General features: G+C 71.3%; 20 protein-coding genes and 1 pseudogene. 13 read left to right on the top strand and 8 right to left on the bottom strand.

Annotated elements, in window-relative coordinates; genetic code table 11:
* Positions 1 to 13: 13 nt before the first annotated feature.
* Complete coding sequence (locus ACP4J0_RS14655; protein WP_426599102.1) at positions 14 to 1636, top strand: VWA domain-containing protein; 1623 nt, start codon at positions 14 to 16, stop codon at positions 1634 to 1636.
* A 93-nt stretch (positions 1637 to 1729) separates the two neighbouring features.
* Here ACP4J0_RS14655 and ACP4J0_RS14650 read toward each other — a convergent pair whose 3' ends face one another.
* Entirely contained in the window at positions 1730 to 2545 is an 816-nt protein-coding gene (locus ACP4J0_RS14650) for an SAM-dependent methyltransferase (RefSeq protein ID WP_426599101.1), read from the bottom strand.
* A 41-nt stretch (positions 2546 to 2586) separates the two neighbouring features.
* Positions 2587 to 3462 (bottom strand): helix-turn-helix domain-containing protein, encoded by an 876-nt coding sequence (locus tag ACP4J0_RS14645; protein ID WP_426599100.1) that lies wholly within the window; start codon positions 3460 to 3462, stop codon positions 2587 to 2589.
* Between the two features lie 349 nt (positions 3463 to 3811).
* Between ACP4J0_RS14645 and ACP4J0_RS14640 the strand changes: the two genes are divergently transcribed.
* The 3 genes from ACP4J0_RS14640 (at position 3812) to ACP4J0_RS14630 (ending at position 7783) form a co-directional block, all read left to right on the top strand.
* Positions 3812 to 4282, top strand: coding sequence for a hypothetical protein (locus tag ACP4J0_RS14640; RefSeq protein ID WP_426599099.1), 471 nt, complete (start codon positions 3812 to 3814; stop codon positions 4280 to 4282).
* A 138-nt stretch (positions 4283 to 4420) separates the two neighbouring features.
* Positions 4421 to 5725, top strand: coding sequence for an ATP-grasp domain-containing protein (locus ACP4J0_RS14635; protein ID WP_426599098.1), 1305 nt, complete (start codon positions 4421 to 4423; stop codon positions 5723 to 5725).
* 12 nt (positions 5726 to 5737) lie between these two features.
* Entirely contained in the window at positions 5738 to 7783 is a 2046-nt protein-coding gene (locus tag ACP4J0_RS14630) for a CocE/NonD family hydrolase (protein WP_426599097.1), read from the top strand.
* Here ACP4J0_RS14630 and ACP4J0_RS14625 read toward each other — a convergent pair.
* The 3 genes and pseudogenes from ACP4J0_RS14625 to ACP4J0_RS14615 form a co-directional block, all read right to left on the bottom strand.
* Positions 7780 to 8197, bottom strand: a pseudogene (locus ACP4J0_RS14625) (integrase core domain-containing protein); the annotation flags it as partial. The gene ACP4J0_RS14630 and the pseudogene ACP4J0_RS14625 overlap by 4 nt on opposite strands.
* A 74-nt stretch (positions 8198 to 8271) precedes the next feature.
* Entirely contained in the window at positions 8272 to 8781 is a 510-nt protein-coding gene (locus ACP4J0_RS14620; protein WP_426599096.1) for a hypothetical protein, read from the bottom strand.
* 21 nt (positions 8782 to 8802) lie between these two features.
* Positions 8803 to 9876, bottom strand: a complete 1074-nt coding sequence (locus tag ACP4J0_RS14615) for a MerR family transcriptional regulator (RefSeq protein ID WP_426599095.1) — start codon at positions 9874 to 9876, stop codon at positions 8803 to 8805.
* Positions 9877 to 9998: 122 nt separating this feature from the next.
* Between ACP4J0_RS14615 and ACP4J0_RS14610 the strand changes: the two genes are divergently transcribed.
* The 9 genes from ACP4J0_RS14610 to ACP4J0_RS14570 all read left to right on the top strand — a co-directional run bounded on the left by ACP4J0_RS14610 (position 9999) and on the right by ACP4J0_RS14570 (position 22924).
* On the top strand, positions 9999 to 10505 hold the full coding sequence (locus ACP4J0_RS14610; protein WP_426599094.1) for a nucleotide triphosphate diphosphatase NUDT15: 507 nt from the start codon (positions 9999 to 10001) through the stop codon (positions 10503 to 10505).
* A gap of 806 nt (positions 10506 to 11311) precedes the next feature.
* Positions 11312 to 11467, top strand: coding sequence for a thiomuracin/GE37468 family thiazolyl RiPP peptide (locus ACP4J0_RS14605; RefSeq protein WP_426599093.1), 156 nt, complete (start codon positions 11312 to 11314; stop codon positions 11465 to 11467).
* A 222-nt stretch (positions 11468 to 11689) separates the two neighbouring features.
* The gene (locus tag ACP4J0_RS14600; protein WP_426599092.1) at positions 11690 to 14194 is read left to right on the top strand and encodes a lantibiotic dehydratase; all 2505 of its coding nucleotides are present in this window, start codon (positions 11690 to 11692) and stop codon (positions 14192 to 14194) included.
* On the top strand, positions 14191 to 15096 hold the full coding sequence (locus tag ACP4J0_RS14595; RefSeq protein ID WP_426599091.1) for a thiopeptide-type bacteriocin biosynthesis protein: 906 nt from the start codon (positions 14191 to 14193) through the stop codon (positions 15094 to 15096). Before ACP4J0_RS14600 ends, ACP4J0_RS14595 begins: the two co-directional genes overlap by 4 nt.
* Positions 15093 to 16211, top strand: a complete 1119-nt coding sequence (locus ACP4J0_RS14590; RefSeq protein ID WP_426599090.1) for a thiopeptide maturation pyridine synthase — start codon at positions 15093 to 15095, stop codon at positions 16209 to 16211. Before ACP4J0_RS14595 ends, ACP4J0_RS14590 begins: the two co-directional genes overlap by 4 nt.
* Positions 16208 to 17587: a SagB family peptide dehydrogenase gene (locus ACP4J0_RS14585; RefSeq protein WP_426599089.1), complete on the top strand. Its 1380-nt coding sequence runs from the start codon at positions 16208 to 16210 to the stop codon at positions 17585 to 17587. The genes ACP4J0_RS14590 and ACP4J0_RS14585 overlap by 4 nt, the downstream gene beginning before the upstream one ends.
* The gene (locus ACP4J0_RS14580) at positions 17584 to 19488 is read left to right on the top strand and encodes a hypothetical protein (protein WP_426599088.1); all 1905 of its coding nucleotides are present in this window, start codon (positions 17584 to 17586) and stop codon (positions 19486 to 19488) included. The genes ACP4J0_RS14585 and ACP4J0_RS14580 overlap by 4 nt, the downstream gene beginning before the upstream one ends.
* Positions 19481 to 21454 carry a TOMM precursor leader peptide-binding protein gene (locus tag ACP4J0_RS14575; protein WP_426599087.1) on the top strand — a complete coding sequence of 658 codons (1974 nt, stop codon included), beginning with the start codon at positions 19481 to 19483 and terminating at the stop codon, positions 21452 to 21454. Before ACP4J0_RS14580 ends, ACP4J0_RS14575 begins: the two co-directional genes overlap by 8 nt.
* Before the next feature lie 273 nt (positions 21455 to 21727).
* Positions 21728 to 22924 carry a glycoside hydrolase family 64 protein gene (locus ACP4J0_RS14570; RefSeq protein WP_426599086.1) on the top strand — a complete coding sequence of 399 codons (1197 nt, stop codon included), beginning with the start codon at positions 21728 to 21730 and terminating at the stop codon, positions 22922 to 22924.
* 114 nt (positions 22925 to 23038) lie between these two features.
* Here ACP4J0_RS14570 and ACP4J0_RS14565 read toward each other — a convergent pair whose 3' ends face one another.
* The 3 genes from ACP4J0_RS14565 to ACP4J0_RS14555 form a co-directional block, all read right to left on the bottom strand.
* A complete protein-coding gene (locus tag ACP4J0_RS14565) occupies positions 23039 to 24478 on the bottom strand; it encodes a GH1 family beta-glucosidase (RefSeq protein WP_426599085.1) in 1440 nt (479 codons plus the stop codon).
* A 107-nt stretch (positions 24479 to 24585) separates the two neighbouring features.
* Positions 24586 to 25509, bottom strand: a complete 924-nt coding sequence (locus ACP4J0_RS14560) for a carbohydrate ABC transporter permease (RefSeq protein WP_426520276.1) — start codon at positions 25507 to 25509, stop codon at positions 24586 to 24588.
* A 12-nt stretch (positions 25510 to 25521) separates the two neighbouring features.
* On the bottom strand, positions 25522 to 26517 hold the full coding sequence (locus tag ACP4J0_RS14555) for a carbohydrate ABC transporter permease (RefSeq protein WP_426599084.1): 996 nt from the start codon (positions 26515 to 26517) through the stop codon (positions 25522 to 25524).
* Positions 26518 to 26599 lie beyond the last annotated feature (82 nt).

Raw genomic sequence — 26599 nt, 5'->3', positions numbered from 1 at the left:
CAGGACGACCAGGATGACCAGGACGACGGGCGAGACGACACCGGGCGGACTCGAGGAGCCGGCGGGCCGGGCCGGTGAGTGGCCGGCCCTGTCCCCCGCTCCCGAACGGCACACGGCGGCCGTGGTCGCGGACCGGTTCGACCGGATGGCGTGGCGCGACACCTACGAGCAGGCGGCCGCACTCCGCGAGCTGGCCGAGGAACTGAACGAGCGCCACCACCACGCCTCCGACCTCCTGGCCGACGTGTTCCTGGCCGCCTACAAGGTCGGCCCGCGGTTGCGCGAGCCCATGGAGATGGACGCCTCGCGGCTGGTCAACCACCAGATCATCGCATCGCTGCTGGAGTCCCCGGAGTTCACCGGGCTGCACCGTGAGACGGCCGGCGACCCCTACGCGGCCGCCATGGCCGTACTGGCCCAGGCCCCCGCGCTGCGCCGGCTCCTGGACGGCTCCCGGGCCGCCCGGGAACAGGCCGAGCGGGCGCGGAAGCGCCGGCGTGAGGCCGAGGCCGCGGCGACCGCCGTGTCCGAAGTGCTCCAGCGGGCCGCCGACGAGACCACCGAGGACGGTACGGTGCCGGCTCCGGCGGCCGACGCCGTACACCAGGCGGTCAAGACCGCGGAGGCCGCCGCTCAGCAGGCCGCCCAGGACGCCACGCAGGCCCTCGCGACGGCGGTCCCCGGCACTCGTGCCACCGTGCGGAACGCGCTGGCGAAGGCTGCCGCGGCGGCCCGGCAGGAGGCCGCGCTGATGCGGGCATGGGGCGTCGGCCCCGGCGAACTGGAGCGGATGCCGTTCGATCAGCGGGCGCGGCTCGCCGAGCGGCTGCGCACCAGCCGGCTCGCACAGTGGGCCGAACTGATCGGCCGCTTCCGGCAGATGGCCGGCGGCGAGCGCGCCCGGAAGGTGGAGAACGCCACCGGCGAGCTGGTCGGCGTCACGCTCGGGGACGACCTCTCCCGCGTCGTCCCCTCCGAGCTGGCCGCCCTCGGCCTGCCCGAGCTGCGCGCGGTGTTCGCCGCGCGCTACGCCGCCGGGGAGCTGATGCTCTACGACAGCCAGGGTGAGCAGGACACCGGCCGGGGCGCCATCATCGCGTGCGTGGACACCTCGCACTCCATGTACGAGGCGGGGCCCGGCGGCATCACCCGGGAGGCGTGGGCCAAGGCGTGCGCCCTGGCGCTGCTGGACCAGGCCCGCCACGCGGGGCGCGACTTCGTCGGCATCCTGTTCTCCGCCGCCGGCAGGCTGCGGATCCACCGCTTCCCGGCCGACCGGCCCGCCGGCATCGCGCGGACCCTCGACTTCGCGGAGACCTTCCTGGGCGGCGGCACCAGCTACCAGAGCCCGCTGACAGCGGCGAGCGAAGTGCTCGAGGAGGAGTTCAACGACGCCGCCCGTTCCCGCGGCGACATCGTGATGCTCACCGACGACGACTGCGGCGTCACCGAGGAGTGGATGCGCGGCTGGAACGACGCCAAGCGCCTGTTGGGCTTCCGGGTCTTCGGCGTGGCCGTCGGAGCCCCGCGCGTCGCCGAGGAGGGCTCCGTCCTGGAGGCCCTGTGCGACAACCTGCGCTCCGTCGAGGACCTCACCGACGTCCACTCCGCCGCCGACCTGTTCCGCATGATCTGACGAGGGGGCGTACGCCCGTTCGGCCCGGGACACACGGTTGGCGGGCCGCGGCTCACCCGCCCCGGGCCGGGTGAGCCGCGGCCTTCCGCGTCGTTACGGCTTTCGGGCCACGGCGCCGTACATCGCGATGTCCTCGTCCCGGACGCCCTGTTCGCCCGTGCCGTCCGGACGCCACTTGTGGACCTGGACGATTCCCGGGTCGGCCAGGTCAAGGCCCTCGAAGAACTCGTGGGCCTCGTCGATGGTGCGCAGCCGCATCGGCATGTCGCGGGCCGCGTACTCGCGCGCGACGCGGCCCACCTCGTCCGGGGCGAACTCGGCGGTGCCGATGGTCATGGCCAGACAGCTCCCGGAGGGCAGGGGCTCCAGGAGGCGGCGGACGATCCCGACCGCGTCGTCCTCGTCCAGGACGAAGTGCACGATCGCGATGACGGTGAGCGCGACGGGCTCGGTCAGGTCCAGGGTCCTGCGGAACTCGGCGGATTCGAGGACCGCTTCCGGGTGCTGGAAGTCCGCCTCGATGTACGCCGTCCGGCCTTCGGGCGTGCTGGACAGCAGGCCCTGGGAGAGAGTGAGGACGATCGGGTCGTTGTCCACGTAGACCACCCGGGATTCGGGGGCCACCGACTGCGCGATCTCGTGCAGGTTGGGGGAGGTGGGGATGCCGGTACCGATGTCGAGGAACTGACGGATGCCCGCCTCCTCGGCCAGCCAGCGCACCGCGCGGTTCATCCAGTCCCGGTTGGCGCGCATGTGCACGGGCAGGGCGGGCCATTCCCGGGCCATCGCGTCTCCCGCCTCCTGGTCGGCGGGGTAGTAGTCCTTCCCTCCCAGGATGTAGTCGTAGATCCGGGCCGAGTGCGCGTGCTCGGTGTCGATCCGGTCGGCCGGCCATCCGCTGTCGGACAACGTTCGCCCCTCTCCATTCGGGTCGTGCGGTACGAGTGAGCTCAAAGGTCCTTGCGCAGGGCGCCGAGGATTTCCCCGGTGCTTCTGGCGGGCGCCGCCTGGGCGCCGAGCCGGTCCAGGGCCTCGCGATAGACCACGACGTCGTCGCCCTTGTCCAGGTAGACGGCGCCCACCAGGCCGCTGAGGTAGACGATGTCGGGCAGTTCGGGGGCGCGGAAGCGGAAGAGGTGGAACGCGCCCGCCCGCATGGCGGGGTGCGGGCCGGAGGCGAACGGCATGATCTGCAGTGTCACGTGGGGCAGCCGGTCGACCTCGATCAGGTGGTCCACCTGCTGCCGCATCACCTCGGAACCGCCGACGGGCCAACGCAGCACCGTTTCGTCCATGACGACCCACAGGCGGGGTGGGGACGGACGGGTGAGGATCTCCTGGCGACGCATGCGAAGGGCGACCCTCCGCTCGGTGTCCACCGAGGAAGCGTGCGGGTTGCCGGCGCTCAGCAGGGCCCGCGCGTAGGCCGGGGTCTGGAGCAGGCCGTGCACGAACTCGGGCTCGTAGGCGCGGATGTGCAGGGCCGCCTGCTCCAGGCTCAGATACGCCGCGAACCAGTCCGGCATGACGTCCCTGTAGGTGTGCCACCAGCCGCGCTTGTTCGCCTCGCGTGCCGCCTTGAGGAAGGTGTCGATCTCCTGCTGGTCCCGGACGCCGTAGACCTGAAGCAGCTTCTCCACGTCCGGCAGGCGCAGGCGGGCCACTTTCGCCGCCTCCAGACGGCGGATCGTGGAGTGGCTCACCCCGATCGCCTCACCGGCCTGTTCGAACGTCAGGCCGGCGCGGGTCCGCAACTCCTCCAGCTGCCTGCCGAGGATCATGCGCAGCACGGAGGGGGCGCCGCCCCAGTCGGTCTCCGCGGTCACACCGTCTCCCCTTCATCACTCCGCGCCCAGGCTCAGGCGCGCAGTCTGTCACGAGCGTTCCGTCGCCGAAGAGGATGGGCGTAGAGAGCTGCAAATTTCAACTTGCTGGTTGCGCACGGTTGTTGACGGATGACAGAGTGACTTCACCACTGACCGCAATGTCCGCACCCACCACCCCACTTGCTGTTCAGGCGCAGAATCGGAGTGCGGCCGCCCGCTTGACAACGTTCTCCTGACGATCTGCCGGGTCGAGCACGTCCGCAGAGCGCCTGCGTGTCGAAGCGGAGGACCGGAACCTCGCCGACGCACCCGGGCCTCCCACTCTCCGCCCGGCCAAAGGACACCCCCCATGGACCTCCAGCACACCCGCGATCCGCGTCCGTCCGCGGCCACCTCCCGCGACCGCCCGTGCCCCTCAGACACCCTCCGCGAACCCCGGCGGCACTGCCCCGGCCCGGCCTCGCTGTCCCTTCCCGCCGGACTGCGTGCCGACCTCGGTCACGATGCGGTGAGCACGTCCCGGGAACACGGCGAACGCATCCTGGCCGGCCTGCCCCGCGCGGGCTGCGTCTTCGCCGACCAGGGACGCTGGTGGTGGATCGTCCCCTCGGGGTCCGACATCGGTGTGACGTGGCCCCACGGCACCCAGTACGTCATCGGCGACCCCTCCTGGACCCGCCCCCGACCGGCCGCCCGGCCGACCGGTCCGCGCCTGGTCCACGGCCCCGACGGCAACTCGCCCTACACCGCGCCCCTCCCGCTGTACTTCCTCGCCTGCCGGCTCACGGGCGTGGCACCGCACTGGTCCGTGGACGCCTGACCTCCAGGCGCGGCTGCACGGGGTGCCAGCCCCACCAGCGGAACGTTCCCCTTGATCCGTACCGGTCCGGCGTCGCGCCGGTGGTTTCCCCCGCCGTACGCGGGTACCCCGTCGATCTTGGGAGGAGAAAGGGGAGTCGTGTCTGACGACAAGGTCAAGAACGTTTTCGTGGTCGGTCTCGACGAGACCAATCTTCCGACGCTGGAGGCCGTGCCGGGTGCCGAATCGCTGCGCTTCCACGGCCTTCTGACGGTCGAGGAGCTACAGGGCGGAGAGGTCTCGCTGCCGGCGGTGGTGGACAAGGCGCAGGAGGTGCTGGACGCCTTCGACGGAAGTATCGACGCGATCGTCGGTTACTGGGACTTCCCGGTCAGCACCCTGGTGCCGATCCTCGGAGCGCGCTACGGCACGCGCACCACCAGCCTGGAGTCGGTGGTCAAGTGCGAGCACAAGTACTGGAGCAGGCTCGAGCAGCAGAAGGTGACGGACCGGCATCCGCGCTTCGCCCGGGTCGACCTGGCGGCCGATCCACCGCGTCCCCCGGAGGACGTGCGGTTCCCGATGTGGCTCAAGCCGGCGTTGTCCTACTCCTCCGAACTCGCCTTCGGCGTCGATGACGAGAAGGAGTTCGGCGCCGCCGTCGCCGAGATACGCGAAGGTATCTCCCGCATCGGCCGCCCCTTCGAGCACATCCTCGACCAGGTCGACCTGCCGCCGGAAATGGACGGCGTCGGCGGCCGGGTCTGTCTCGCCGAAGAGGCGCTGTCGGGTGTCCAGGTCGCCGTGGAGGGATACGTCCACCGGGGCGAAGTGACCGTCTACGGCACGCTCGACTCCATCGACTACCCCGATTCGCCCTGCTTTCTGCGCCACCAGTACCCCTCGATGCTGCCCCCGCAGGTCATCGGCCGGCTGCACGAGGTCACCCAGCGGGTGATGCGCCGCATCGGCTTCGACTCCGCGACGTTCAGCGTCGAGTACTTCTACGATCCGGGAAGCCAGGACATCAGCCTGCTGGAGATCAATCCGCGCCACTCGCAGTCGCACGCCGAGCTGTTCGAGTACGTGGACGGTGCGCCCAACCACCACTGCATGCTCGCCCTCGCCCTCGGTGAGGAACCGCGCATGCCGTTCCGGCAGGGCCGGTACGCGATGGCGGCGAAGTGGTACCACCGGTGGTTCACGGACGGCGTCGTGCGCCGTGTCCCCTCCGCCGAGGACATCGCCCGCATCGAGCGCGAGATTCCGGGCGTCCGGATAGAGATCCTGCCCGAGCGGGGACAGCGGCTGTCCGACCTGTCCCAGCAGGACAGTTACAGCTACGAGATCGCGCACATCTTCACCGGCGGCGACGACGAGGAGGACATGCGCGGGAAGTACGACCAGTGCGTCGCCGCCCTGGGCCTCACCTTCGAGGGGCCCCCGGAAGAAGAGCGAGGATAAGGAGCGCCGGCCATGCGTCACGTGACCCACCTGCCCTGCGCGACGAAGGAAGAGGAGCACGTCGTCATCCCGATGCCGGACGGCGTCCGCCTGTCGGCGCGCATCTGGCGTCCCACGTCGTCGGACCACGAGCCCGTGCCCGCGGTGCTGGAGTACATCCCGTACCGCAAACGGGACCTCACCGCCGTACGTGATTCCGTCCACCACCCCTACATCGCCGGGCACGGCTACGCCTGTGTCCGTGTCGACCTGCGGGGCACCGGCGAGTCCGAGGGGGTGCTGCGGGACGAGTACCTGGAGGTGGAGCAGAGCGACGCCGAGGAGGTGCTGGCCTGGCTGGCCGAGCAGCCCTGGTGCGACGGCAGCACGGGGATGATGGGCCTGTCCTGGGGGGCGTTCGCGGCCCTCCAGGTGGCGGCCAGGCGGCCACCGAGCCTGAAGGCCGTCGTCATCGCGTCCTTCACCGACGACCGGCACGCCGACGACATGCACTACATGGGCGGAGCCATGCTGTCGGACAACCTGGCCGAGGCGGGCACCATGTTCGCGTACGCCACCTGTCCGCCGGATCCGGCCGTGGTCGGCGACGGCTGGCGCGACATGTGGCACGAACGCCTGGAGCACTCCCGGCCCTGGGTTCTTCAGTGGCTGCGCCACCAGCGCCTCGACGACTACTGGCGGCACGCCTCGGTCGCCGAGAACTACCAGGACGTGCAGTGCCCGGTCCTCGCGTCCAGCGGCTGGGCGGACGGCTACTCCAACGCCGTCACACGGCTGCTCGCCCACCTGGACGTGCCGCGCAAGGGGCTCATCGGCCCCTGGTCGCACAAGTTCCCCCACCTCGGCGAACCCGGCCCCGCCATCGGCTACCTCCAGGAAGTGGTGCGCTGGTGGGACCACTGGCTCAAGGGCGTCGACAACGGCGTCATGGACGGCCCGATGCTGCGGACGTGGATGCAGGACAGCGTTCCGCCGTCCACGTCGTACGAGGAGCGGCCGGGACGCTGGGTGGCGGAACCGTGCTGGCCCTCCCCGCACGTCCATCCGGCCACGCACGCGCTCACCCGGCACCGGATCGCGCCGCCCGGCGAGCGGCGGGAGGAAACGGCAGGGGACGAGGACGGCGACGCGCTGACCGTGCGGTCGCCGTTGTCCGTCGGTCAGTTCGCGGGCAAGTGGGCCTCCTACAACGCACCGCCCGACCTGCCCTACGACCAGCGCGAGGAGGACGGCGGCTCCCTCGTCTTCGAGACCGAACCCCTCACCGAGCGGCTGGAGATCCTCGGGTCACCGACCGTCGACCTCGATCTGTCCGTCGACGAACCGGTCGCCATGGTGGCCGCGCGCCTGTCGGACGTCCACCCGGACGGAGCCGCCACCCGGGTCACCTACGGCCTGCTGAACCTCACCCGGCTGGACAGCGCGGAGCGGCCGGAACCGCTGGAGCCCGGCCGCCGCTACCGCGCCACCGTCCACCTCAACGGAGTGGCGCAGAGCTTTCCGCCCGGCCACCGCATCCGTCTCTCCCTGTCCACCTCCTACTGGCCGCTCGCCTGGCCACCGCCGAAGCCGGCCATGCTCAGTGTCCACGACGGCTCGAGCACGCTCACCCTTCCGGTCCGTCCCCCGGAGCGGGCCGACGACACACAGGCCGCGCCGTTCGGCGAGCCGGAGGGCACCCCGCCCATCGTCACCACCACGCTGACCCCTCCCGAGGAACGCTGGGACGTGAAACGCGACCTGGTCGGCTACCACGCCGAGCTGGAGACCGTGAAGGACCGGGGCACGGTCCGCTTCGAGGAGATCGGCCTGGACGTCGGCCGCCGCGCCCACGAACGCTACACGTCCGTCGCCGACGACTTCACCTCCGTCAGCGGCGAGTCCACCTGGACCATGGACTTCCGGCGCGGGGACTGGGACGTACGCGTGGTCACCCACACACGCCTCACCTGTGACGAGAGCAGCTTCTGCGTCGATGCCACGCTGGACGGCTACGAAGGCGGCCGCCGGGTGTTCTCCCGCACCTGGAACGAGTCGGTGCCACGCGATCTGCTCTAGAAGGCCGGGACGTTGGTGACGCCGCCCGGTACTCGTGCTGCGGTGGCTGGTTGCCGAGCACGATGTGCGGTCGGTGGTAGTGGTAGTGGACAATCCAGCGGCCCAGGAGGTGGGTGCGTCGGGCTTCCGACGTCCACGTCCGGGCATGCAGGAACTCTTCGGCCAGGATGCGGTTGTATCGCTCCACTTTGCCGTTGTGGCGTGGGGTGCGGGGCGCGATGCGCTGGTGCCTGGCGCCGAGGAGGGCCCGGGTGAAGCGTTCGGCTCGGTAGAGGCGAGACGGCTGTATCCGTCTATGGCCGAGTGCAGACAGACGTAGCCACCGCGCTCCCGCTTCTTTCTCCGGTTGACGGCTTTGGCCTTGTCACTGCCGCGTCCGTGTGCGCGCCGGCCTCCGCCGGCACGGATGCGGCCCCGACCGGCGCCGGTTCATCGACCCCGATGGGGTCGACGGCGTCCCCCGACGGGGAGCGACGCGTTCCGGTGCGTCATGCAGTGGGGCCAGGTGCGGAGGGCCGCTTGGTGGTGTCCCGCCGGGAGACGGCCTCTGCCACCTCGTCGAGGGCGGTGCGCAGGAGGGCACCATATGCGTCCTGTGGCAGGTTGGGGGCGTGCTCCTTGGCCGCGTTGATGTGCTCGGTGGCCGCATCGAAGGACCCGAGTCGGCGGTAGTTGTCGGCCAGGTTGAGGTGGAGGGAGGGGTAGAACCCGGCGATGTGGAGGCCGGCGTGGTGCTCCTGGACGCGCTGCTCGGTCACGGCGTCGGCAGCGTCCAGGGCCCGGACGTCCCAGGCGAGGGCCTGGGCAGGATCTTCATAGAGGTCCGCCAGGTAGTGGGCGAGTGAGCAACGGTGCAGCGGGTCGCCTGTGACGCCGATCACCGGCCACAGGTCCAAGAGCTTTTGGCGGGCGGAGAGAGTGTTGCCCGTTCGGCCTTCGGTAACGGCTTGCCCGATGGCTTCCATGGTCGGGTCGGGGCCGGCGGGTGCGGTGGACATGACGTGTTCCTCGTTGTCGTCTCAGGCTGAGTGGTCGGACTTGACGGGCATGGCCAGGGTGGTGAGATCGCCGCGGTCGGCGGAGCGGATCGTGACGGGCCCGTCGTGTCCCCTCAGGTCGAGCATCACGTCGGGACCGATGGCTGTGCTCACTGCGGGATAGAGCGTGGTCATCTCGAACCGGATCCGGAGGGCCTCGCCCGTCACGGTGGCGGGGAGCTGAGCACCGGGGCCCTCGTCGTTCGGCGGCCGGACGTTCACTCCGTGACTGGAGACGTTCAGCGCGACGCGTTCGCCGGGGTGTTCTTCCAGGGCACGCAGCAGAAGATCCTTCGAGACTGTCGCGCGGGTGCTGATCTCGTCCAGGGAGGCGAGCATCAGCCGGTGATCGGGGAAGTCCTCGGACAGCAGCCGGCAGTGCCGGTCGTCCCGCGCGGGCATACGCAGCCAGAGCCCGTGCGGCACCGCTTCGATACGGACCAGCGCACTGCGCCGGACCGTGGCGACAGCGGCCCGCAGGTCATCGCCGTCGATCGTGCCGGCCCACGTCTGCTCCGCCGGCCGCGCCGGCACCAGGGTCCGGGTGGAGAGCCGGTACCGGTCGGTCGCCGTCAAGGCGATCGCCTCATGACTCGCCTCGATGTGCAAGCCGGACAGCACCGCCAACCCCGGCTCGTGCGCAGTCGCGGTCAGAACCTGCTCCACCGCATCCGCAAGCACGGGCCCCTTCAGTATGGCGATCAGCACACCGGGCACGCTGCCGCCGAGTGCGGACTTGATGACAGCGGCCTTCTGACGTGCCGTCGCCGCATCATCGACGATCTTGGCAACATGCTCGTCGAGCAGCCGCGCCGCCTCGTCGGCCCGGGCGTCGAGGACCGCCTCGACCGCAGCGAGGGGCATGGCGATCTCGCGGAGCTGACGCAGCACGGTCGCCCGTGCCACCTGGTCGGCGCCGTAGTAGCGGTAGCCCGAGACCGCGTCCACTTCGGCAGGGGGCAGCAGCCCGGAGTCGGCGTAGAACCGCAACGCGCTGGAGGTCAGACCACTGCGCCGGGCAAAGACCCCGATGGGCATCAGTTCAGAATTCGGCACCTCACCATCATTGAGCTTCAACCAACTCGAAGGTCAACATCGACGTCGGGCGTCACCGACGTCATGGCCGGCAACACCCAGGGGTGTGGCGTCCGGCGGCCTCGACGATGTGGAATGGGCGCGTGAACTCTCGTACCCCCGGCCCCGAGCGCCCCGAACGCGCCCGTCCCGCCTCCCACAGTCTCACCGGTGTCGGCCTCGCCGTCCTCGATCCCGACGGGCGGGTCCTGCTCGGCCTCGGCCACGACGGCCGATGGGAACTCCCGGGTGGCAAGGTCGATGCCGGAGAGGATTTCGAGACGGCCGCCGCGCGCGAACTGACGGAGGAGACCGGGCTCACGGTGTCCGCGGCGGACGTACGGGTAGTGACGGTCCTCGTCGACGGCCTCAACGGGCTGACCCGGGTGACGGCCGCGGCCGTCACCCGGCGGGCGACGGGTACGGCCCGGGTCACCGAGCCGGACAAGATCGTGCGCTGGGAGTGGTTCGGCCGCCGGGCGGTGCCGTCCTCACTCTTCCCGCCGTCCGCCTCGGTCCTGGACTGCCTGTGGCCCGAGGCGGTGCCAAGGGGGGCCGCCGCGGTACGTCATTACAGGGTGCTCGACGACGCGGCCGCCCCGCCCCGCTGAATCGCGTGCGCCTCGGTCCGTCCCCGCGCAGGACCGAGGGCACCGGACCGGCTCACGTCCCGCTCCCCCCGCGGGCCGCACGACGAAGTGGATGTGACTGACCGGGAACGTCACCGGCGTGGCGCCACCGGACCCACGAACACCTGCTCGCCGCCGTCACCTCGTGACGGCTCCGCTCACCTCCGCAGCCGGGGTCCGGCTCGCCGGCTTCCCGCGCCGTCGACTCGGCGACGTGCAGGGACACGGCGTCCCCGTCCCACGGTCTTCTCCGTCGAGGAGTGCCTCGGCCGCCGGCATGCGACGGCGCTGCCGGCCGGGGCCGCCGGTCCACGAAGGGCCGTGCCAGGTCCGCCGTGCGGGTGCACCCGGGCCTCCGGCGGCGACCGCAACCTGGCAAGTCATAGGTACGTCGCGAGGCCGGAGTCTTGGAGACTGGCCGCGCCCGGTCGGCAGCCGGCCACCTGGAGGCTTGTTTTCCCCCTTGCGAAAGGGATCCTCACCGACTGCCGACCGGAGCGCGGATACCGGGTTCCTTCTCGGAGCCCGGCTCGGTGCACCGCTGCGCCGACTGCTCGGAGGGCGCTTCCCCCTGCCCGAGAACACCTGGACGGGCATTCAACTGGAACAATAAACTCCGAATTCGGAATTCCGAATGAGACTTTTCCGTGGGTGGCGACGTCACAATCGGCCAACCTCACCGTGTCGGTGGAACCGCCTCACCCACCGCTGTAGGCTCGAAAACGTGCCGGCATCCTTTTGCCAGCAGTCCAATTTCCGCAACCACAGGAGATTCAGTGGAAAACGGTATGGAAATCGAATTCGACCTCGACGACATCCCCGCGGATGTCTTCGATCTGGCCGACAGCGGGCTCACGGTGGAGTCCCTGACGGCCGGTCACGGCCTCGTCGAGAACGGCGCCTCCTTCCCGAGCTGCGGCAGCTCCTGCTCGTCCCTGCCGTAGCCTGACAACCGCGGCGCCGGAGAGGGAGTCCTCCCCGGCGCCGCGGCCAGGCGCCACGCACATCCGCCAACTGATTCCAGTCAAGGGCTGCAGGTGACTTCCTCCTCCTTCGGAACGCATTTCTTCGCCCGTTTCTGCGGACTTCCCGCGACTCTGCCGGATGAATTGGCGGGCGGTCGGTCCTGGCAGCTGGCCCAGGATATCCTGTCGCTCGACGACGAATTGACGAAGGATGCCGAAGAGCTGAGCGATCTGCTCTACACGGCGATCGGCGGGCTCGGCGATCTCTCCTTGAAGCCGAAGCTGGTGGCATTACGCCGCGGCATCCACGGCAAAAGACTTCCGGCGCGTACGGAATGGAACGAGGAACTGGCCCGGGCGCTGCCCGCGGAGACCTCGCAGCGCGTCGGGCGCTGGCTGGAGACCATGCGCCGACAACGCGAAGCCCGTCACGAACTCGCCGCGACGATGGATCAGGACCGCGCGGACGAGACGGCCAGGCTGCTCAAGAGCGCTGCCGATCCGATGTTCCGGCACGCCCTGTCCCAGGCGAGCCCCGCCCTTCTGGACGAACTGGTGCGCAGCCGGCCCGGCCACCAGGCCCGGCTCAAGCCTCGTACGGTCGTCGGACTGACGAAGTTCGTCTCTCGCGCCGCGACGAAGACAAGCCCGTACAGCACCTTCACGGCGACGGCGGCGGGCACCTGGTCGGACGACGGCCCGGTGCTGTCCTCGTCGGGGGACAACACCATCGCCTGCGTCCTGGAACTGGACCGGATGGTCCTGGAACAGCTCACCGGCGCGCTGCTGGCGCGCGAGGAGGTCGCCCACGGCCTCCAGGTACGCCCCAACCCCAGCCTGCGCGAGGTGGACGGCCGGTACACCTTCCTCGGACGTCGGCCGGCCGAACCGCTCGTCTCCGTGCCGGCGACACCCCAGATCGCCGCATGCCTGCGCATCGTGGGAGACCAGTGCTCGCTGGCCCACCTGCGCGACAGACTCGCCGACGCGGCGCCCGAGCGCATCGACGCGGTGGCGCGGTTCTGCGCCCGGCTGGTGACCATCGGCGCGCTCGAGTACGTCGGCCCCGTCCCCGACCAGTCCGAGAACCCGCTGGACGACCTGATCGGACACCTCGTCGCGACGGCTCCCGGCCTCAGCGGCCTGACGGCCGAGCTCACCGCCCTGCGCGACGAACTCACCGGGGAACTGGGCCCGACGGAGGTCGACGGCTACCGCACGCGGCAGACCGCCATCGCGCGGCTGCTCACCTCGATCGGCCGACGCCTGGGGCTGGACTGGCCGCCGCCGGACGTGCTCGGCAAGATCTCCTTTCACGAGAACGCGGTCCTCCCCCACGGTTCACTCACCGCCTCGACGGCCGAGTGGCGCCCGGTCCTCGACGACCTGGACGTACTGCGCCGCTGGCTCGCCCTGCACGACCGCATGCTGCCCGTCCGGACGGCGCTCGGCGTGTACGTCGGGCACCGCTTCGGCGCGGGAGCCGCGCCGGCCTTTCTGGACGTGCACACCGCGATCCAGTTCGATCTCGCCCGCGAGGACACCGACTGCCCCGACTGGCTGCGCCCGCTGCGTCCCTTCCTGCAACTCGGCAGACCCGTCCCGGCCGAGGTGCTGGAGCACAGCCCGGTGCCCGAACTGGCACTGCTGCACCGGCTGCGCCGGAAGTCGCTGGAGACCGTACTGTCCGGCGAACGTGACGGCATGGTGCTCAGGACCGCCCCTGCCGTGCTGGAGGACCTGACGGCGGGCTGGCCGAACTGGGTCCGCGCCCCCGGCTCGATCGCCTGCTACGTTCAGCCGGCGCACGACGGCGATCGGCTGACGGCCGTGGTCAACACCATCAGCGGCGGACACGGCAAGGGCGGCGGGCGCTGGTCCCGGCTGCTGCGCCAGGCGGGCGGGCCGCGGCTCCCCACCGGCCGGCCCGCACCGGGCGCGGAACACGGCCCGGTACTCGCCGAACTGTCGGGGACCTTCGGGGTGTCCGTGAATCTGCGTGCGCCCACGGCCCCGTACGAGATCGACTATCCCTGCACCACGACCACCCGGCCCGCGCACGAGCGCATCCCGCTGCGCGATCTCGTCGTCCGGCACGACCCCGGCAGCGGCACACTGGAGCTGGTGGCCCGGCCGACGGACCGCCGCGTTCAGCCCGCCCATCTGGGCATGATGGCCGACCCGCTGCTGCCTCCCGCCGCGCGCCTGCTGTTCGCCGCCTTCGGACAGTCGTACCTCCTGCACCCGAGCCTGTCCCTGCTCAAACCCGCACCCGGCGACCACGTCCAGGACGTGGAGTTCCTGCCCCGGGTGGAAGTGGGGCGGCTCGTCGTGCAACGGGCGGAGTGGCGGGCCCCGATCGACCACGTCCCGGTGCGGCGCGCCGGAGAGACGGACGCGGAACACCTCCTGCGCCTGGCGGGCTGGATGCGCGCCCACGGCATCCCGCGGCGGTCCTTCGTACGGCTGCACACGGCCGGCGGGGACTGGGTGAGCAACGTGTTCGCCAAGTCCCGCAAGCCCATGTTCCTGGACCTGTCCAGCATGTCGATGCTCGCCGTCTTCCGGCACATGACCAGGTCGTTCACCGGGCTTGTGGCCTTCGAGGAGGCACTGCCCGACCCCACCCGGGCCGGCCCGGTGGCGGGCTCGGACCCCCGGGTCGTCGAGCTCGTCCTCGAACTCACCGCGGACGGCTCACCGTGAGCGACGGCGGATGGATCAGCGCGCACCTGTTCCACCACGGAGACCAGGACCAGTTGCTGACCTCACTGGTGGACCCGCTCACCGGGGAACTGCGCGGGCGCGCCTGGGCGGAGCGGAGCTTCTTCCTGCGGTACTGGGACGGCGGCCCGCACGTCAGGCTCCGCGTCCTGCCCGGCGACGACGCGGTGCGGGAGGACGTGCGCAAGCTGATCGAACACCGGGCGGCAGCGTACTTCGGGCGCTGCCGGGCTCCCGACGTACTGACCCAGGAGGAGTACCTCGCCTCCGCCCGGGAGATCGGCGCATGGGAGGGCGTCGTCCCCAGCGCGCACATGTACGCCAACAACTCGGTGCACTTCCTGCCGTACCACCGCGAACACGGGCGCTACGGCAGCGGCTCCACGATCGAGACCGTGGAGGAGCACTTCGCCGAGTCCAGCGCGCTGGCCCTCGCCCAGCTGCGTTCCGGAGCCGGACGGCAGCGACGTGAGACAGCCGTGCTGTGCTGCCTCCTCCTCGCCTGGACACTCGGCAGCGAGGACGTACCGGGGCTCGCCCGGCGCCAACTCGCGAAGGCCGGCGCACGGGGCGGTGGGCAGGAGTCCCTGTACGAGAGACAGCGGGACCGCTTGCTCGCCCTGGCGGCCAGTATGCGCAGGTCCGCGGGGCAATGGCGTCAAACGTCCGACGGCGACGGCACCCTGCGGCGGTGGACGGCGTCGCTGACGAAGGTGGTGGACGCGCTGAACGCGGACGCCACCGCCCCGTCCGCCGAGTCCGCGGCGGACCTGTGCGCGCACCTCTTCGCCAACCGGGTCGGCGTACGCGTCGACGCCGAGGGGGTGCTGCGCTACCTGGCCGCACGTGCGGTCACCGACCCGGACGGATCCCAGGGGGAATGATGTGGCGGACTTTCCGTGTCACCTATTACGACGAGGACCGCGGCCGACTGCTGCTGGAGGCCGTGAAGCCCCTCGTGGAGAGGATCTCGCCGCACGTGTCCTCGGTGCACTACCTGCCGCACTGGCTCCGCGGCCCGCATGTGCGCATCAACGTCGACGCCCGGCCGGAGGTGTTCGAAGACGTCGTCCGTCCCGCGGCCGACGAGTTGGTCAAGGCATACCTGACCGCGCACCCGTCAACAGCGGCGGTCGACGCCGCGGAGACGGCCCGCCGGCACGAGCGGCTCGCCGAACTCGAACACGAACCCGGACCGCTGACTCCGCTGCTGCCCGACAACTCCGTGCAGGAGATCCCCTACGACAGACGGCTGCATGTGCTCGGCAGCCACCGGGCCGCCGATCTGCTCGCCGACTTCTACGCGGCGACGACACCGCTCGCCTTCGAAACGGTCGCTCATCTGCGCGCCGGCGGCCGGCTCGCCGGGCTCGCCTTCGACACCATGGTCGCCTCGGCCCACGGACTGTCCGGCACCGGACTGCGCCAGGGATTCGTCTCGTTCCGTTCCCATGCCGAGGCATTCCTGTCCTGGTGGCCGGAGGCCGAGGGACTCCGCGAGGCATGGGAACGGCACTACGCGGCCCACCGCGACCAGCTCGTGCGGCGGCTGGAAGTGCTGCTGGCCGCCGTCGACTCGCGGGCGGCGGAACCCCGCTTCGTGCGCGGCTGGCTGGATGCCGCAGGTGACGTGGTGCGACGCGGCGCGGAACTGATCGCGGCCGGTGACATGAGCATGGACCCGCCGTGGGCGCATCGCTCGGCCGAGAACGACGAACTGGCCAGGGCCATGCTGCGGAAGAGCCCGTTCCACAACCGTCCGCGCCCGCCCGGCGCCGAGGTCGACAAGATCTGGTTCGACGGGTACCGGCTCACCCTCAACTACACCTATCTGCACCTCACCCGGCTCGGACTGGCTCCCGTCGAACGGTTCCTGCTGTGCCATCTGGCGGCGAACGCCGCCGAGGACCTGTTCCAGGTGTCCGCCACCGACGTACAGCTGCCCGCTCCCGGCCAGTCGCCCAGGGCCGTTCCCGCACGGCTCCGGGAGCCGTCGTGACCGCGCTGCGCAGGCTGTACCGGCTCACGGACGGCGTGCGGTCCGTCACCTCCGGATCAGGAGTCACCGCCCTCCTCCGCTGGCCCCACGCCGAGGAGTTCGGCAGGCTGACCGCTGCGGAGCACGCCGTGCTGCGCGCGCTCGTCGAGGACCGGTCGATCGAGGAACTCGACGCGCTCTGCCCGGCCGAGAACGCCACGGCCCTGGTGACGGCACTGGCCCGGGGCGGGTGGGCGGTGGCCACCGTTGTCCGCGGCGGGCAGACGCTGTACAGCACCCACGCCCGGTGGCCGCCACGCCGTCCTGCTGCGCCGGAGGGCCCGCGCCGGCTCTCCCGGTTCGCATCGGTCAGGCGGGACGGGGACACGGTGCTGGTGACGTCGCCGACCGCCGCACGGAGCATGCGGATCGCCGACACCCGGCTCCTGGAAACCGTCATGACGGCGGGTGCGCGGGACCCCAGCGGCCTGCCCGCCGAGACGGCACGGTGGCTGTCGACCGACCTGGCGGACGCGGGGCTCCTGGCCACCGCCGAGGAGACCGACGAGCTGCGGGGCGCCCAGTGGAGCCCGCACGAGCTCGCCTTCCACCACGACAGCAGGCTGCGCCGCGATCACCGGATGGGCGAGGATTTCGGCGGCACCTACTGGGCGAAGGGCCGCTTCGACCCGCCGCCCGCCCCGCACCCCGTCTGGGGAACGGCGGACGTCGCGCTCCCCCGCCCCGACCTCGAACGGCTGCACGCACAGGATCCGCCCCTGTCGGCGGTGATGGAGAGGCGCCGGTCGATCCGCTCGTACGACGAGGACCGGCCACTGACCGTCGAGGAACTGGGCGAGTTCCTGTTCCGGACCGCACGGGTACGCGCGACCGGTCAGGACACCGGCCTGGACGTGTCGGACCGGCCGTGGCCGGCGGGCGGCGCCGCACACGAACTGGAGGTGTATCCCTTGGTGCACACGGTGCGCGGCCTGCGCCCCGGCCTGTACCACTACGACCCGCACCAGCACGGGCTGAGCCGCGTCCCGGCCACCGCGACCGCTCTGCGCTGGCTGATGATGTCGTCGGCGTCCGGGATGAACGGGGGCGCCACACCCCAGGTGCTGTTCGTGATCGCGACCAGGTACGGCCGGCTGTCCTGGAAGTACCGGGCGATGGCCTACGCACTGACCCTCAAGCACGTGGGCGTGGTCCAGCAGACCATGTACCTCGCCGCGACAGCGATGGGGCTGGCACCGTGCGCCCTGGGCGTCGGGGACGCGGACGCCTTCGCCGCCGCCACCGGACTCGACGCCCTGGAGGAGACCGGCGTCGGGGAATTCGCTCTGGGACGGCCCGCCCCGTCGCGGGACGGGGCGGACGGGGGCCGAGTATGAGGCCCCGGCTCCGTGACGACGCCTTCTACGCACCGGTGGCACACGGGGTGGTCTGGCTGAGCAGCGCCGGTGAGATCACCCTCAACGGGACGTCGATCGCGGCCGTCACACAGCGGCTGGCCCCACACCTGGACGGCCGCAGGACCGTGGACGAACTCACCGCGGCCCTGTCGGACCGGCACCGGGACCTGGTCGTCGGGCTGATCGACGTACTGCTTGCGAAGGGCCTGGTCCGGGACGCCGACGAGGAACGGGGCGCGCCTGCGGGCGGCGGCGCCGGGCGGGCGTTCGCCACGTACTTCCTCGGAGACGGGGACGCCGCCCACGAGCGCTTCGTGGGAGGCAGGGCGCTGGTCGCCGGTCCTGGACCGATGGTCTCCGCGTGCGTACGGGCGCTGTCCCGCGGCGGGGTACGGAAGGTGACGGCGCTGATCGACAGCCCCGCCCAGGCCGCCGACGACCCGTGCGACGGCGGTACGGAGGGCGACGGTCCAAAGGACGACGTCCTGGAGGGCATCGACTTCGCACTCCACCTGTTCGACTGCGGAGGCATCGCTCCGGCCCGCCGGCTCGCTGCACGCTGCGCGCGGCGCGGCGTTCCCCTGGTGCAGGCGCTCCTGTCGGCGGCCGAGGTCGTCATCGGACCGAGCCCCGCACTGGACTGGGAGACGGTGTGGCGGCGGTTCACCCCTGACGACAGGCGGGCCTTCTCGACCGCCCGTACGCCTCCGGCATCGGGCGCGTGTCTGCCCGTACTGGCCAACCACCTCGTGTTCCGGCTCTACCGCGATGTCACCGGGGCATCAGCCGCCGCCGACTCCCGTCTCCAGGTGTTCGACACCGGCACGCTGGAGCAGTCCTCTCACCGAGTGCTGCCCCTCCCTCCGCCTGCGGGGCCGGTGCAGCGGTCGCGGGAACGGTTCGAGGCGTCCGTACGACGACTGCGCGCCGGGAGAGGACTGACCGAGGAGGAGTTCTCGACCCGTGTGATGGCCGCCGTCGACGAGCGGTTCGGGCCGATCAGGGACCTGGACGAGGCCGACCTGCCCCAGGTGCCGCTGCGGCAGATGCGTGCCGTCGTCGCGGACCCGTTCTCCGGCAACCGGGTGGAGGTGACGGCGGTCGGACCTGACTTCGCCTCGGCCAGGCACCGGGCCGCCCTGAAGGCCGTCGGCGTGTACGGGGTGCTCGCCTCCGGACCGCCCGCGCCGCGTTCCGCCGGGCGCCGCCCGCGCTGGGGACTGCGCCTGCGCGACGACGCACCGCTGCTGGTCGACGCCGATGCCGCTCGCGGCGCCACGCACCCGGACGCGCCGGACCCGGGTGCCGGTGTCGGGACCGGTCTCGACTGGGCGCAGATGGTGACCTCCGCCCTCCTCGCCGGTTACCGGGCCAACCTGTTCACCGGCTCCGGCGGCCGGTCCGGCTTCTCGGGCTCCGGCGGCCAATCCGCCCTGATCGACCGGTCCGGTACGCCGATCGACGAGAAGGCGCTGGCCTCGGACCCCGTCCTTGGGAAGTACCACCGGCTGCTCGGCGCACTCGCCGACGACGTCCGTCTGTACGACCTGACGGGTCTCGCCGGGGTGCCGACCGTGGGGTGCGCGGTGGAAGGGGCCATCCGCCACGTGGAGACCGCGCTGAGCTGGACCGCGGCCGCGTACCGTGGTCTCGAACACCTGCTGGCGGCAGCGCAGTCGAGAGCGCTCCCCGGCGCCCTCCTGGACGAGCCGGCCGTCTGCGACCGCGGATGGACGCCGCCCGCGGACGTCACCCCGGCCGAGGTGATCGACGCGATCCGGCGCACCGGCCGGGAGCCGGTGCTCACGCTCCTCGACGACGATCCGGCGATGGCCCGGGTCCTGCCCTGGGCCGGAAGGGTGGTGCTGCTCGATGTCTGACATGACACCGGCGGTGAGCCTGCTGGGGGACGGCCTCCTGCGGGAGGCCGTGGCGGACGCCCTGGCCGGGAGGGTCCGGCTGCGGGACCCGGCGGAGCCGCGACGAGACGGGCACGACGGACTCGTGGCCCTCGTGCCCGTCTCGGACAGCTGGACGGACACTCCCCTCGGCGCGGTGCCCGCCGTCCCGGTGCCCGCCGTCCCGGTTCCCGTCCTTCCCGTGACCGCCGAACTGGGCCACGTGGCCGTGGGACCACTGACGGCTCCCGGCACATCCGGCTGCTGGACCTGTGCCGACCTGCGGCGCCGCCGCAACCAGCCCGGCCGCTACGCGGTGCTGGACCGCAACCGTGCCGCCCTGGCCCGCAGCCCGGCACCGTGGCTGACCCCCTTCTCCGCCGACGGCATCGCGGCGCTGGTCGCCGACGAGATCACGGCACTGGCCCGCGGCCGCACACCCCGGTCCGCGGCGGCCCTCCTCCGCGTCTGCCTGGCGGACCTGACCGTGCGCACCCACCGAGTGCTGCCCGAACCGCTCTGCCCGGTCTGCGGAGAGCTGCCGGAGGACACCGCCGAGCACGCCCTGCTCCCGCTGCGTCACAGGCGCAAGCCCCGGCCCGGAGCGTTCCGGACCCGCAACGCGACCGAGGAACGCCGGGCGCTGGTAAGCCTGTTCGTCGACAGTGAGACGGGCCTGATCAGAGACGTCGGCACAGGGGACGAAGGCGGTCTCCCCGTCGCCAGGGCACTGCTGCCGATGCGGGGACACACGGCGGAGGAATCCGGGTGGGGGCGCAGTGACAGCTATCGCGCCAGTGAGGCGACCGCCGTGCTGGAGGCCGTCGAGCGGTGGGGAGGACTGCAGGCGGGCGGTAAACGGACGACCGTCCGCGCCCCGTACCGCGACATCCGTGAGACGGCTGTCGATCCTCGCACCCTCGGGCTCTACACGCCGGAGCGTTACGGGGTACCCGGCTTCCCCTTCACCCCCTTCCACGAAGACCTGTCGATGCACTGGGTGTGGGCCTACTCCTTCGCCCGGCGCCGGCCCGTGCTGCTGCCCGAGACGTACGCGTACTACGGGGCCCACCTGCTGCGGCCGGACGAACCCCGGCTGGCCTACGAGATCTCCAACGGCTGCGCCCTGGGCGGCTGTCCGGAGGAAGCCGTCCTCTACGGTCTCCTCGAAGTCGCGGAACGCGACGCCTTCCTGACCGCCTGGTACGCGCGCCGCCCACTGCCCAGGATCGATCTGTCCTCGGCCCGCGACCCGCGGGTCCGCCTGCTCGCCGCGCACCTCGAGGAAGAGACGTCGAGGACCGTCACCGTGCTGGACACCACGGTCGAACAGGGGCTGCCCTGCGTGTGGGCCATCGCCGTCGACCGCACGGGCGACGCCGGCCGGGCCAGGGCCGTGTGCGCGGGCGGCTCCCACCTCGTCCCCGAGCGCGCCGTGCTCAACGCGCTGTGCGAGCTGGGCCCGATCCTGGCCAGCGTGGACCACTCGTACGCGGAGCACCGCGGGCGGGTGAGGGCGATGGCCGCCGACTCCTCTCTCGTGCGGAGCATGAGCGATCACTCGCTGCTGTACGCCGACCCCTCGGTCTTCTCCCGGCTGGAGTTCCTGTTCTCCTCTCCCGAGCGGCGGTCACTGGAGGAGATGACAGCCAGGAGCGTCCCCCTCAGCGACGACGACCTGACCCGGGACGTCGAGCACGCCGTCGACCGGTACCTGCGGACGGGACTGGACGTGCTGGTCGTCGACCAGACCACCTCGGAGCAGCGAGCCGGCGGGCTGGCCTGCGTCAAGGTCGTGGTTCCGGGCACCGCGCCGATGACCTTCGGGCACGACATGCGCAGAGTGGACGGCCTGCCCCGGCTGCTCGACGTGCCGCGCCTCCTCGGCGACCCGGCCCCGCCCTCGACCGTGGCCGGACTCAACCCCTTTCCCCATCCCTTTCCCTGAGCCGGGAATCCGGTGGGCCCGGGCTGTTCGGCGCGGCCTGTGAGGAGGCCGCCGCCCGGCCCGGCGGCGGGGCCGTGTCATCGACGGGCGGCGGCGCCGGTGTCATCGACACGCGGGGCCCGCATCGTCGCACGGTGTGCGGCGCGTCCTCGTCGCGGTCACCGGCTCCGGCCCCTCCGCTCCTTATTGACATGGACGCGTCCTAGCGCAACTCTGAGAGCGCTCTCAGAATCGGTACGGACCAATCCCCCCACACCCGCACGGAGGTGGAGAGTGCTCTCAAGCCTCAAACACCGTCTGCTCGCCGCGGCCACGGCCGCGGTCCTGGCCGGCGCCCTGCTCACGTTCGGTGCCTCACCACCCGCGGACGCCGCGGTACCCGCCACCGTCCCCCTGAAGATCACCAACAACTCCAGCCGCGGCGAGCCGGTGCACATCTACAACCTCGGCACCTCCCTGACGACGGGTCGGCAGGGCTGGGCCGACGCGAACGGCACCTTCCACGCCTGGCCCGCCGGCGGCAATCCCCCCACCCCCGCGCCGGACGCCTCCATCCCCGGCCCGGCCGCAGGACAGACCAAGACGATCCGGATCCCCAAGCTGTCGGGACGCATCTACTTCTCGTACGGCCAGAAGCTCGACTTCCGGCTGACCACGGGCGGCCTGGTGCAGCCGGCCGTGCAGAACCCGAGCGACCCCAACCGCGACATCCTGTTCAACTGGTCCGAGTACACGCTCAACGACTCCGGACTGTGGCTGAACAGCACACAGGTGGACATGTTCTCCGCGCCCTACACGGTCGGTGTGCAGGGGACCGACGGCGGCGTGAGAAGCGTCGGACGGCTCGAGGCGGGCGGCTACGACGCCGTGTTCGGCGCGCTGCGGGCGCAGCCCGGCTGGGGCGGGCTGATCCAGACCCGGTCCGACGGCACCGTCCTGCGGGCGCTGTCGCCGCTGTACGGGCTGGAGACCGGGGCACTGCCCGCCTCCGTCATGGACGACTACATCAACCGCGTCTGGCAGAAGTACACGACGTCCACACTCACCGTCACCCCGTTCGCGGACCGGCCGGGCACCAGGTACTCCGGGCGCGTCTCGGGCGGCGTCATGCACTTCACCAACGGCGCCGGGACGGTCGTCACGAGTTTCCAGAAGCCCGACGCCTCCAGCGTCTTCGGTTGCCACCGGCTCCTGGACGCCCCCAACGACCAGGTGCGCGGACCGATCTCGCGCACGCTGTGCGCCGGCTTCAACCGCTCGACGCTGCTGAGCAACCCCCACCAGCCCGACCCCTCGGCGGCGGACTTCTACAAGGAGCCCGTGACCAACCACTACGCCCGGATCATCCACGACCGGATGGCCGACGGCAAGGCGTACGCCTTCGCCTTCGACGACGTCGGCCACCACGAGTCGCTGGTGCACGACGGCAACCCGGTCCAGGCGCGGCTGACACTCGATCCGCTCGACTGATCCGGTACCGGCTGCAGCAGGCCGCCCCCGGCTTCCCGCATCAGCGGGGGCCGGGGGCGGGCCAGTGCCGGGGCACCGCGCGGGGCGTCCGCGCGGTCGCCGCGTCGGGCCGGGTCAGGCGCCGGGCAGGACTCCGGTGCGGGCGACCTCGGAGTACCAGCGGGCGCTGGCCTTGGGGATGCGCGTGCCGGTCGGGTAGTCCACGTAGACGGCACCGAAGCGCTTGCCGTAGCCGTGTGCCCACTCGAAGTTGTCCAGCAGCGACCACAGGAAGTAGCCGCGCACGTCCGCGCCGTCCAGGATGGCCCGGTGGACGGCGGCCAGGTGGCCGCGCACGTAGGCGATGCGCGCGGGATCGTTGACCTGGCCGGCCGGATCGGCGTAGTCGTCGAAGGCCGCACCGTTCTCGGTGATGACCAGCGGCAGCTTCGGGAAGTCGGACGCCAGCCTGCGCAGCAGGTCGTACAGGCCGGTGGGGTCGACGGCCCAGCCCATGGCGGTGGTCTCGCCGGGCGGCTGGTGGAAGGCGACCCGGTCGGCCCCCGGCCAGGGGGTGTGGGCACTCCTGCCGTGTCCGTCGGAGGTGTGGGTGCCGCTGCCGTCGGCCTCGGAGACGACGGTGGGTGTGTAGTAGTTGACGCCGAGGAAGTCCAGCGGCTGGTGGATCTGCCGCAGGTCGCCGTCCTGCACGAAGGACCAGTCGGTCAGGGCCGCGGTGTCCTTGAACAGGTCCTCCGGGTAGGCGCCCTGCAGCATCGGGCCGGTGAAGACCCGGTTGGCGAGCGCGTCGATCCGGCGGACCGCGTCGGCGTCGGCGTCGCTGTCGGTGAGCGGACGGACGTGGTGGACGTTGAGGGTGACCGAGCACTGGGCGTCGGCGCGGAGGCGGTCGCGCAGCGCCTGGACGGCCAGGCCGTGCGCCAGGTTGAGATGGTGGGCGGCGCGCAGGGCGGCGACCGGGTCGGTGCGTCCAGGGGCGTGCACGCCGGATCCGTAGCCGAGGAAGGCGCTGCACCAGGGCTCGTTCAGGGTGGTCCAGGTCTTCACCCGGTCACCGAGGGCGTCCGCGGCGAGGGCGGCGTACTCGGCGAACCTCTCCGCCGTGGCACGCTCCGGCCAGCCCCCCGCGTCCTCCAGCTCCTGCGGCAGGTCCCAGTGGTAGAGGGTGGCGACGGGCTGGATGCCCTTCTCCAGCAGGTCGTCGACGAGGCGACGGTAGAAGTCCAGGCCCTTCTGCACGGCGGGACCTCGGCCGGTGGGCTGGACGCGGGTCCAGGCGAGGGAGAAGCGGTAGGCGCCCAGGCCGAGTTCGGCCATGAGTGCGACGTCCTCGCGCCAACGGTGGTAGTGGTCGGTGGCGATGTCGCCGGTGTCGCCGTTGCGGACCCGGCCGGGGGTGCGGGCGTAGGTGTCCCAGATGGACGGCGTGCGGCCGTCCTCGGCGGCGGCCCCCTCGATCTGGTACGAGGCGGTCGCGGAACCCCAGAGGAAGCCCTTGGGGAAGGTACGGGCGGCGTCCGGGGCGGACGCGGTCTGCTGTGCTGCGGTGACCACGTAAGTCCTTTCTAGGTGGGCGTGTTCGCAAGCGCACGCATGCCTGCGGGGTGGGGTGGGGTGGGGTACGGCCCGTCGGCGGGGGCCCGGGCCGGCACGCCGGCGGGTCAGCCCTTGACGGCGCCCGCCATGATGCCGCTGACGATCTGGCGGCCGAAGATGATGAACATCGCCAGCAGCGGCAGCGTGCCGAGCAGCGCGCCCGCCATGATCAGCGACTGGTCGCGGACATAGCCCGCGCTGAGCTGGGTGAGCGCGACGGGGACCGTCGGGTTGGTCATGTCGAGCACCACGAAGGGCCAGAAGAAGTCGTTCCACGCGTGCACGAAGGTGATCATGAACAGCACCGCCATCGCGGGCCGTGCTATAGGCAGCACGATGCTCCAGAAGATGCGCAACGAGTGCGCCCCGTCCACGCGTCCCGCCTCGACGAGCTCGTCAGGCAGAGCCTCCGTCAGGTACTGCCGCATGAAGAAGACGCCCACCGCGCTCACCAGCGTGGGGAAGATGACGGCGGGCAGCTGCTGCGACCAGCCCAGCTCGGACATCATCATGAACAGCGGTACGACGGCGAGCTGCGGCGGCACCATCATGGTGCCGATCACCAGCATGAGCAGGACGTTGCGCCCCTTGAACCGCAGCTTGGCGAAGGCGAACCCGGCCAGGGTCGCGAACATCACCGTGGACAGGGCGATCACCCCGGCCACGATGAGGCTGTTCATCATGGCCTTGCCCATCGCCGCCTCGTCCCAGGCCCGGGCGAGGTTGCTGAACAGGTTCGGGCCGGGCAGGAAAGGTGGCGGCGTCTGGCTGACCCGGGTGTTGTCGGTGGAGGCGGCCACCATCGTCCAGTACAACGGGAAGATCGACAGCAGCGCCATGATGGCGAGCAGGACGTAGGCGAGCGGGCCCGCGTGGTGCTGGCGGCCGGCGCGCTGGCGCAGCAGCCGGCGACCGCCGCGGCCGGCCGGCTTCTCGGCGGAGGTCCGGGCCGGAGCGTCCGTCCGGGCCGGGAGGCTTTGAGTGGTCATGGCGACTCCAGGTCAGGACGAACGGGAACGCAGGCGCTTGATCAGCCGCTGCACGGCGAAGGCGAGGACGAGGACCATGAACATCACCCAGGCGACGGTCGCCGAGCGTCCCATCTGGTAGTTCTTCCAGCCCTCCTCGTACAGCAGGAGCCCCAGCGTCTGGTACTGGTTGTCCGCGCCGCCCGTGATGCCGTTGGGTCCCTGGCCGAAGATCAGCGGCTCGCCGAACAGCTGGGTCGCGCCGATCGTGGAGAGCACGATGGTGAAGACGATGGTGGAGCGGATGCCGGGGATGGTGACGTGGATGAACTGCTGCCACCGGGAGGCGCCGTCGAGGGAGGCGGCCTCGTACCGGTCGGCGGGGATGGCCTGCATCGCGGCCAGGTAGAGCAGCGCGTTGTAGCCGGTCCAGCGCCAGATGACGATGGTGGAGATGGCGACCTGGGCGGGCCACTTGTCGGCCTCCCAGTTCACCGGGTCGATGCCGACCGAGCCGAGCGCCCAGTTGATCATGCCGAAGTCGCGTTCGAAGATCATGGTGAACACGAGCGCGGCGGCGGCGACCGAAGTGGCGTAGGGAACCAGCGAGGCGACGCGGAAGAACAGCGAGGCGCGCATCCGGTAGTTGAGCAGGTGCGCCATGCCGAGCGCCATCATCAGCTGCGGGACCGTGGAGATGACGCCGATGGTGATCGTGTTCTGCAGCGCGTTCCAGAACCGGGAGTCGCCCCAGAGCTCGACGTAGTTGTCGAAAGCCACCCACTCCATGACGTCGAGGGTGGCCAGTTCCACGTCGTGCAGGGAGATCCACGAGGTGTAGACGAGGGGGTAGAAGCTGAACGCGGCGAAGACGATGAAGAACGGCGCGACGAACGCGTACGGGGCGCCCTTGATGTCCAGCCGGTGCAGCAGTGCGCCGCGCCGCCGGGCGGTGCCCTCGCCGCCCGTCCTGGGGGACGGACCGGGAGGCTCGTCCCCGGCCAGGGCCTTGGTGGTGGAGGTGGCCACCGGACTTCCTTCCTGAAAGCGGATGTGTGAGCCGGGCCCCGGGCCCGCCGGCAGAACGCCGGCGGGCCCGTCGGCCGCAGGG

This window comes from Streptomyces sp. WG7 (assembly GCF_049975785.1).
Lineage (GTDB): Bacteria > Actinomycetota > Actinomycetes > Streptomycetales > Streptomycetaceae > Streptomyces.
The sequence above is the reverse complement of the archived record's forward strand: the minus strand, read 5'-3'. Positions and strand labels throughout refer to the sequence as shown.

Bases quoted from the DNA above. Each gene is read 5' to 3' on its own strand.
- ACP4J0_RS14605 (WP_426599093.1), top strand. From the start codon at position 11,312: ATGGAAATCGAATTCGACCTCGACGACATCCCCGCGGATGTCTTCGAT.
- ACP4J0_RS14640 (WP_426599099.1), top strand. From the start codon at position 3,812: ATGGACCTCCAGCACACCCGCGATCCGCGTCCGTCCGCGGCCACCTCC.
- ACP4J0_RS14575 (WP_426599087.1), top strand. From the start codon at position 19,481: ATGTCTGACATGACACCGGCGGTGAGCCTGCTGGGGGACGGCCTCCTG.
- ACP4J0_RS14580 (WP_426599088.1), top strand. From the start codon at position 17,584: ATGAGGCCCCGGCTCCGTGACGACGCCTTCTACGCACCGGTGGCACAC.
- ACP4J0_RS14590 (WP_426599090.1), top strand. From the start codon at position 15,093: ATGATGTGGCGGACTTTCCGTGTCACCTATTACGACGAGGACCGCGGC.
- ACP4J0_RS14630 (WP_426599097.1), top strand. From the start codon at position 5,738: ATGCGTCACGTGACCCACCTGCCCTGCGCGACGAAGGAAGAGGAGCAC.
- ACP4J0_RS14560 (WP_426520276.1), bottom strand. From the start codon at position 25,509: ATGACCACTCAAAGCCTCCCGGCCCGGACGGACGCTCCGGCCCGGACC.
- ACP4J0_RS14655 (WP_426599102.1), top strand. From the start codon at position 14: ATGACCAGGACGACGGGCGAGACGACACCGGGCGGACTCGAGGAGCCG.
- ACP4J0_RS14620 (WP_426599096.1), bottom strand. From the start codon at position 8,781: ATGTCCACCGCACCCGCCGGCCCCGACCCGACCATGGAAGCCATCGGG.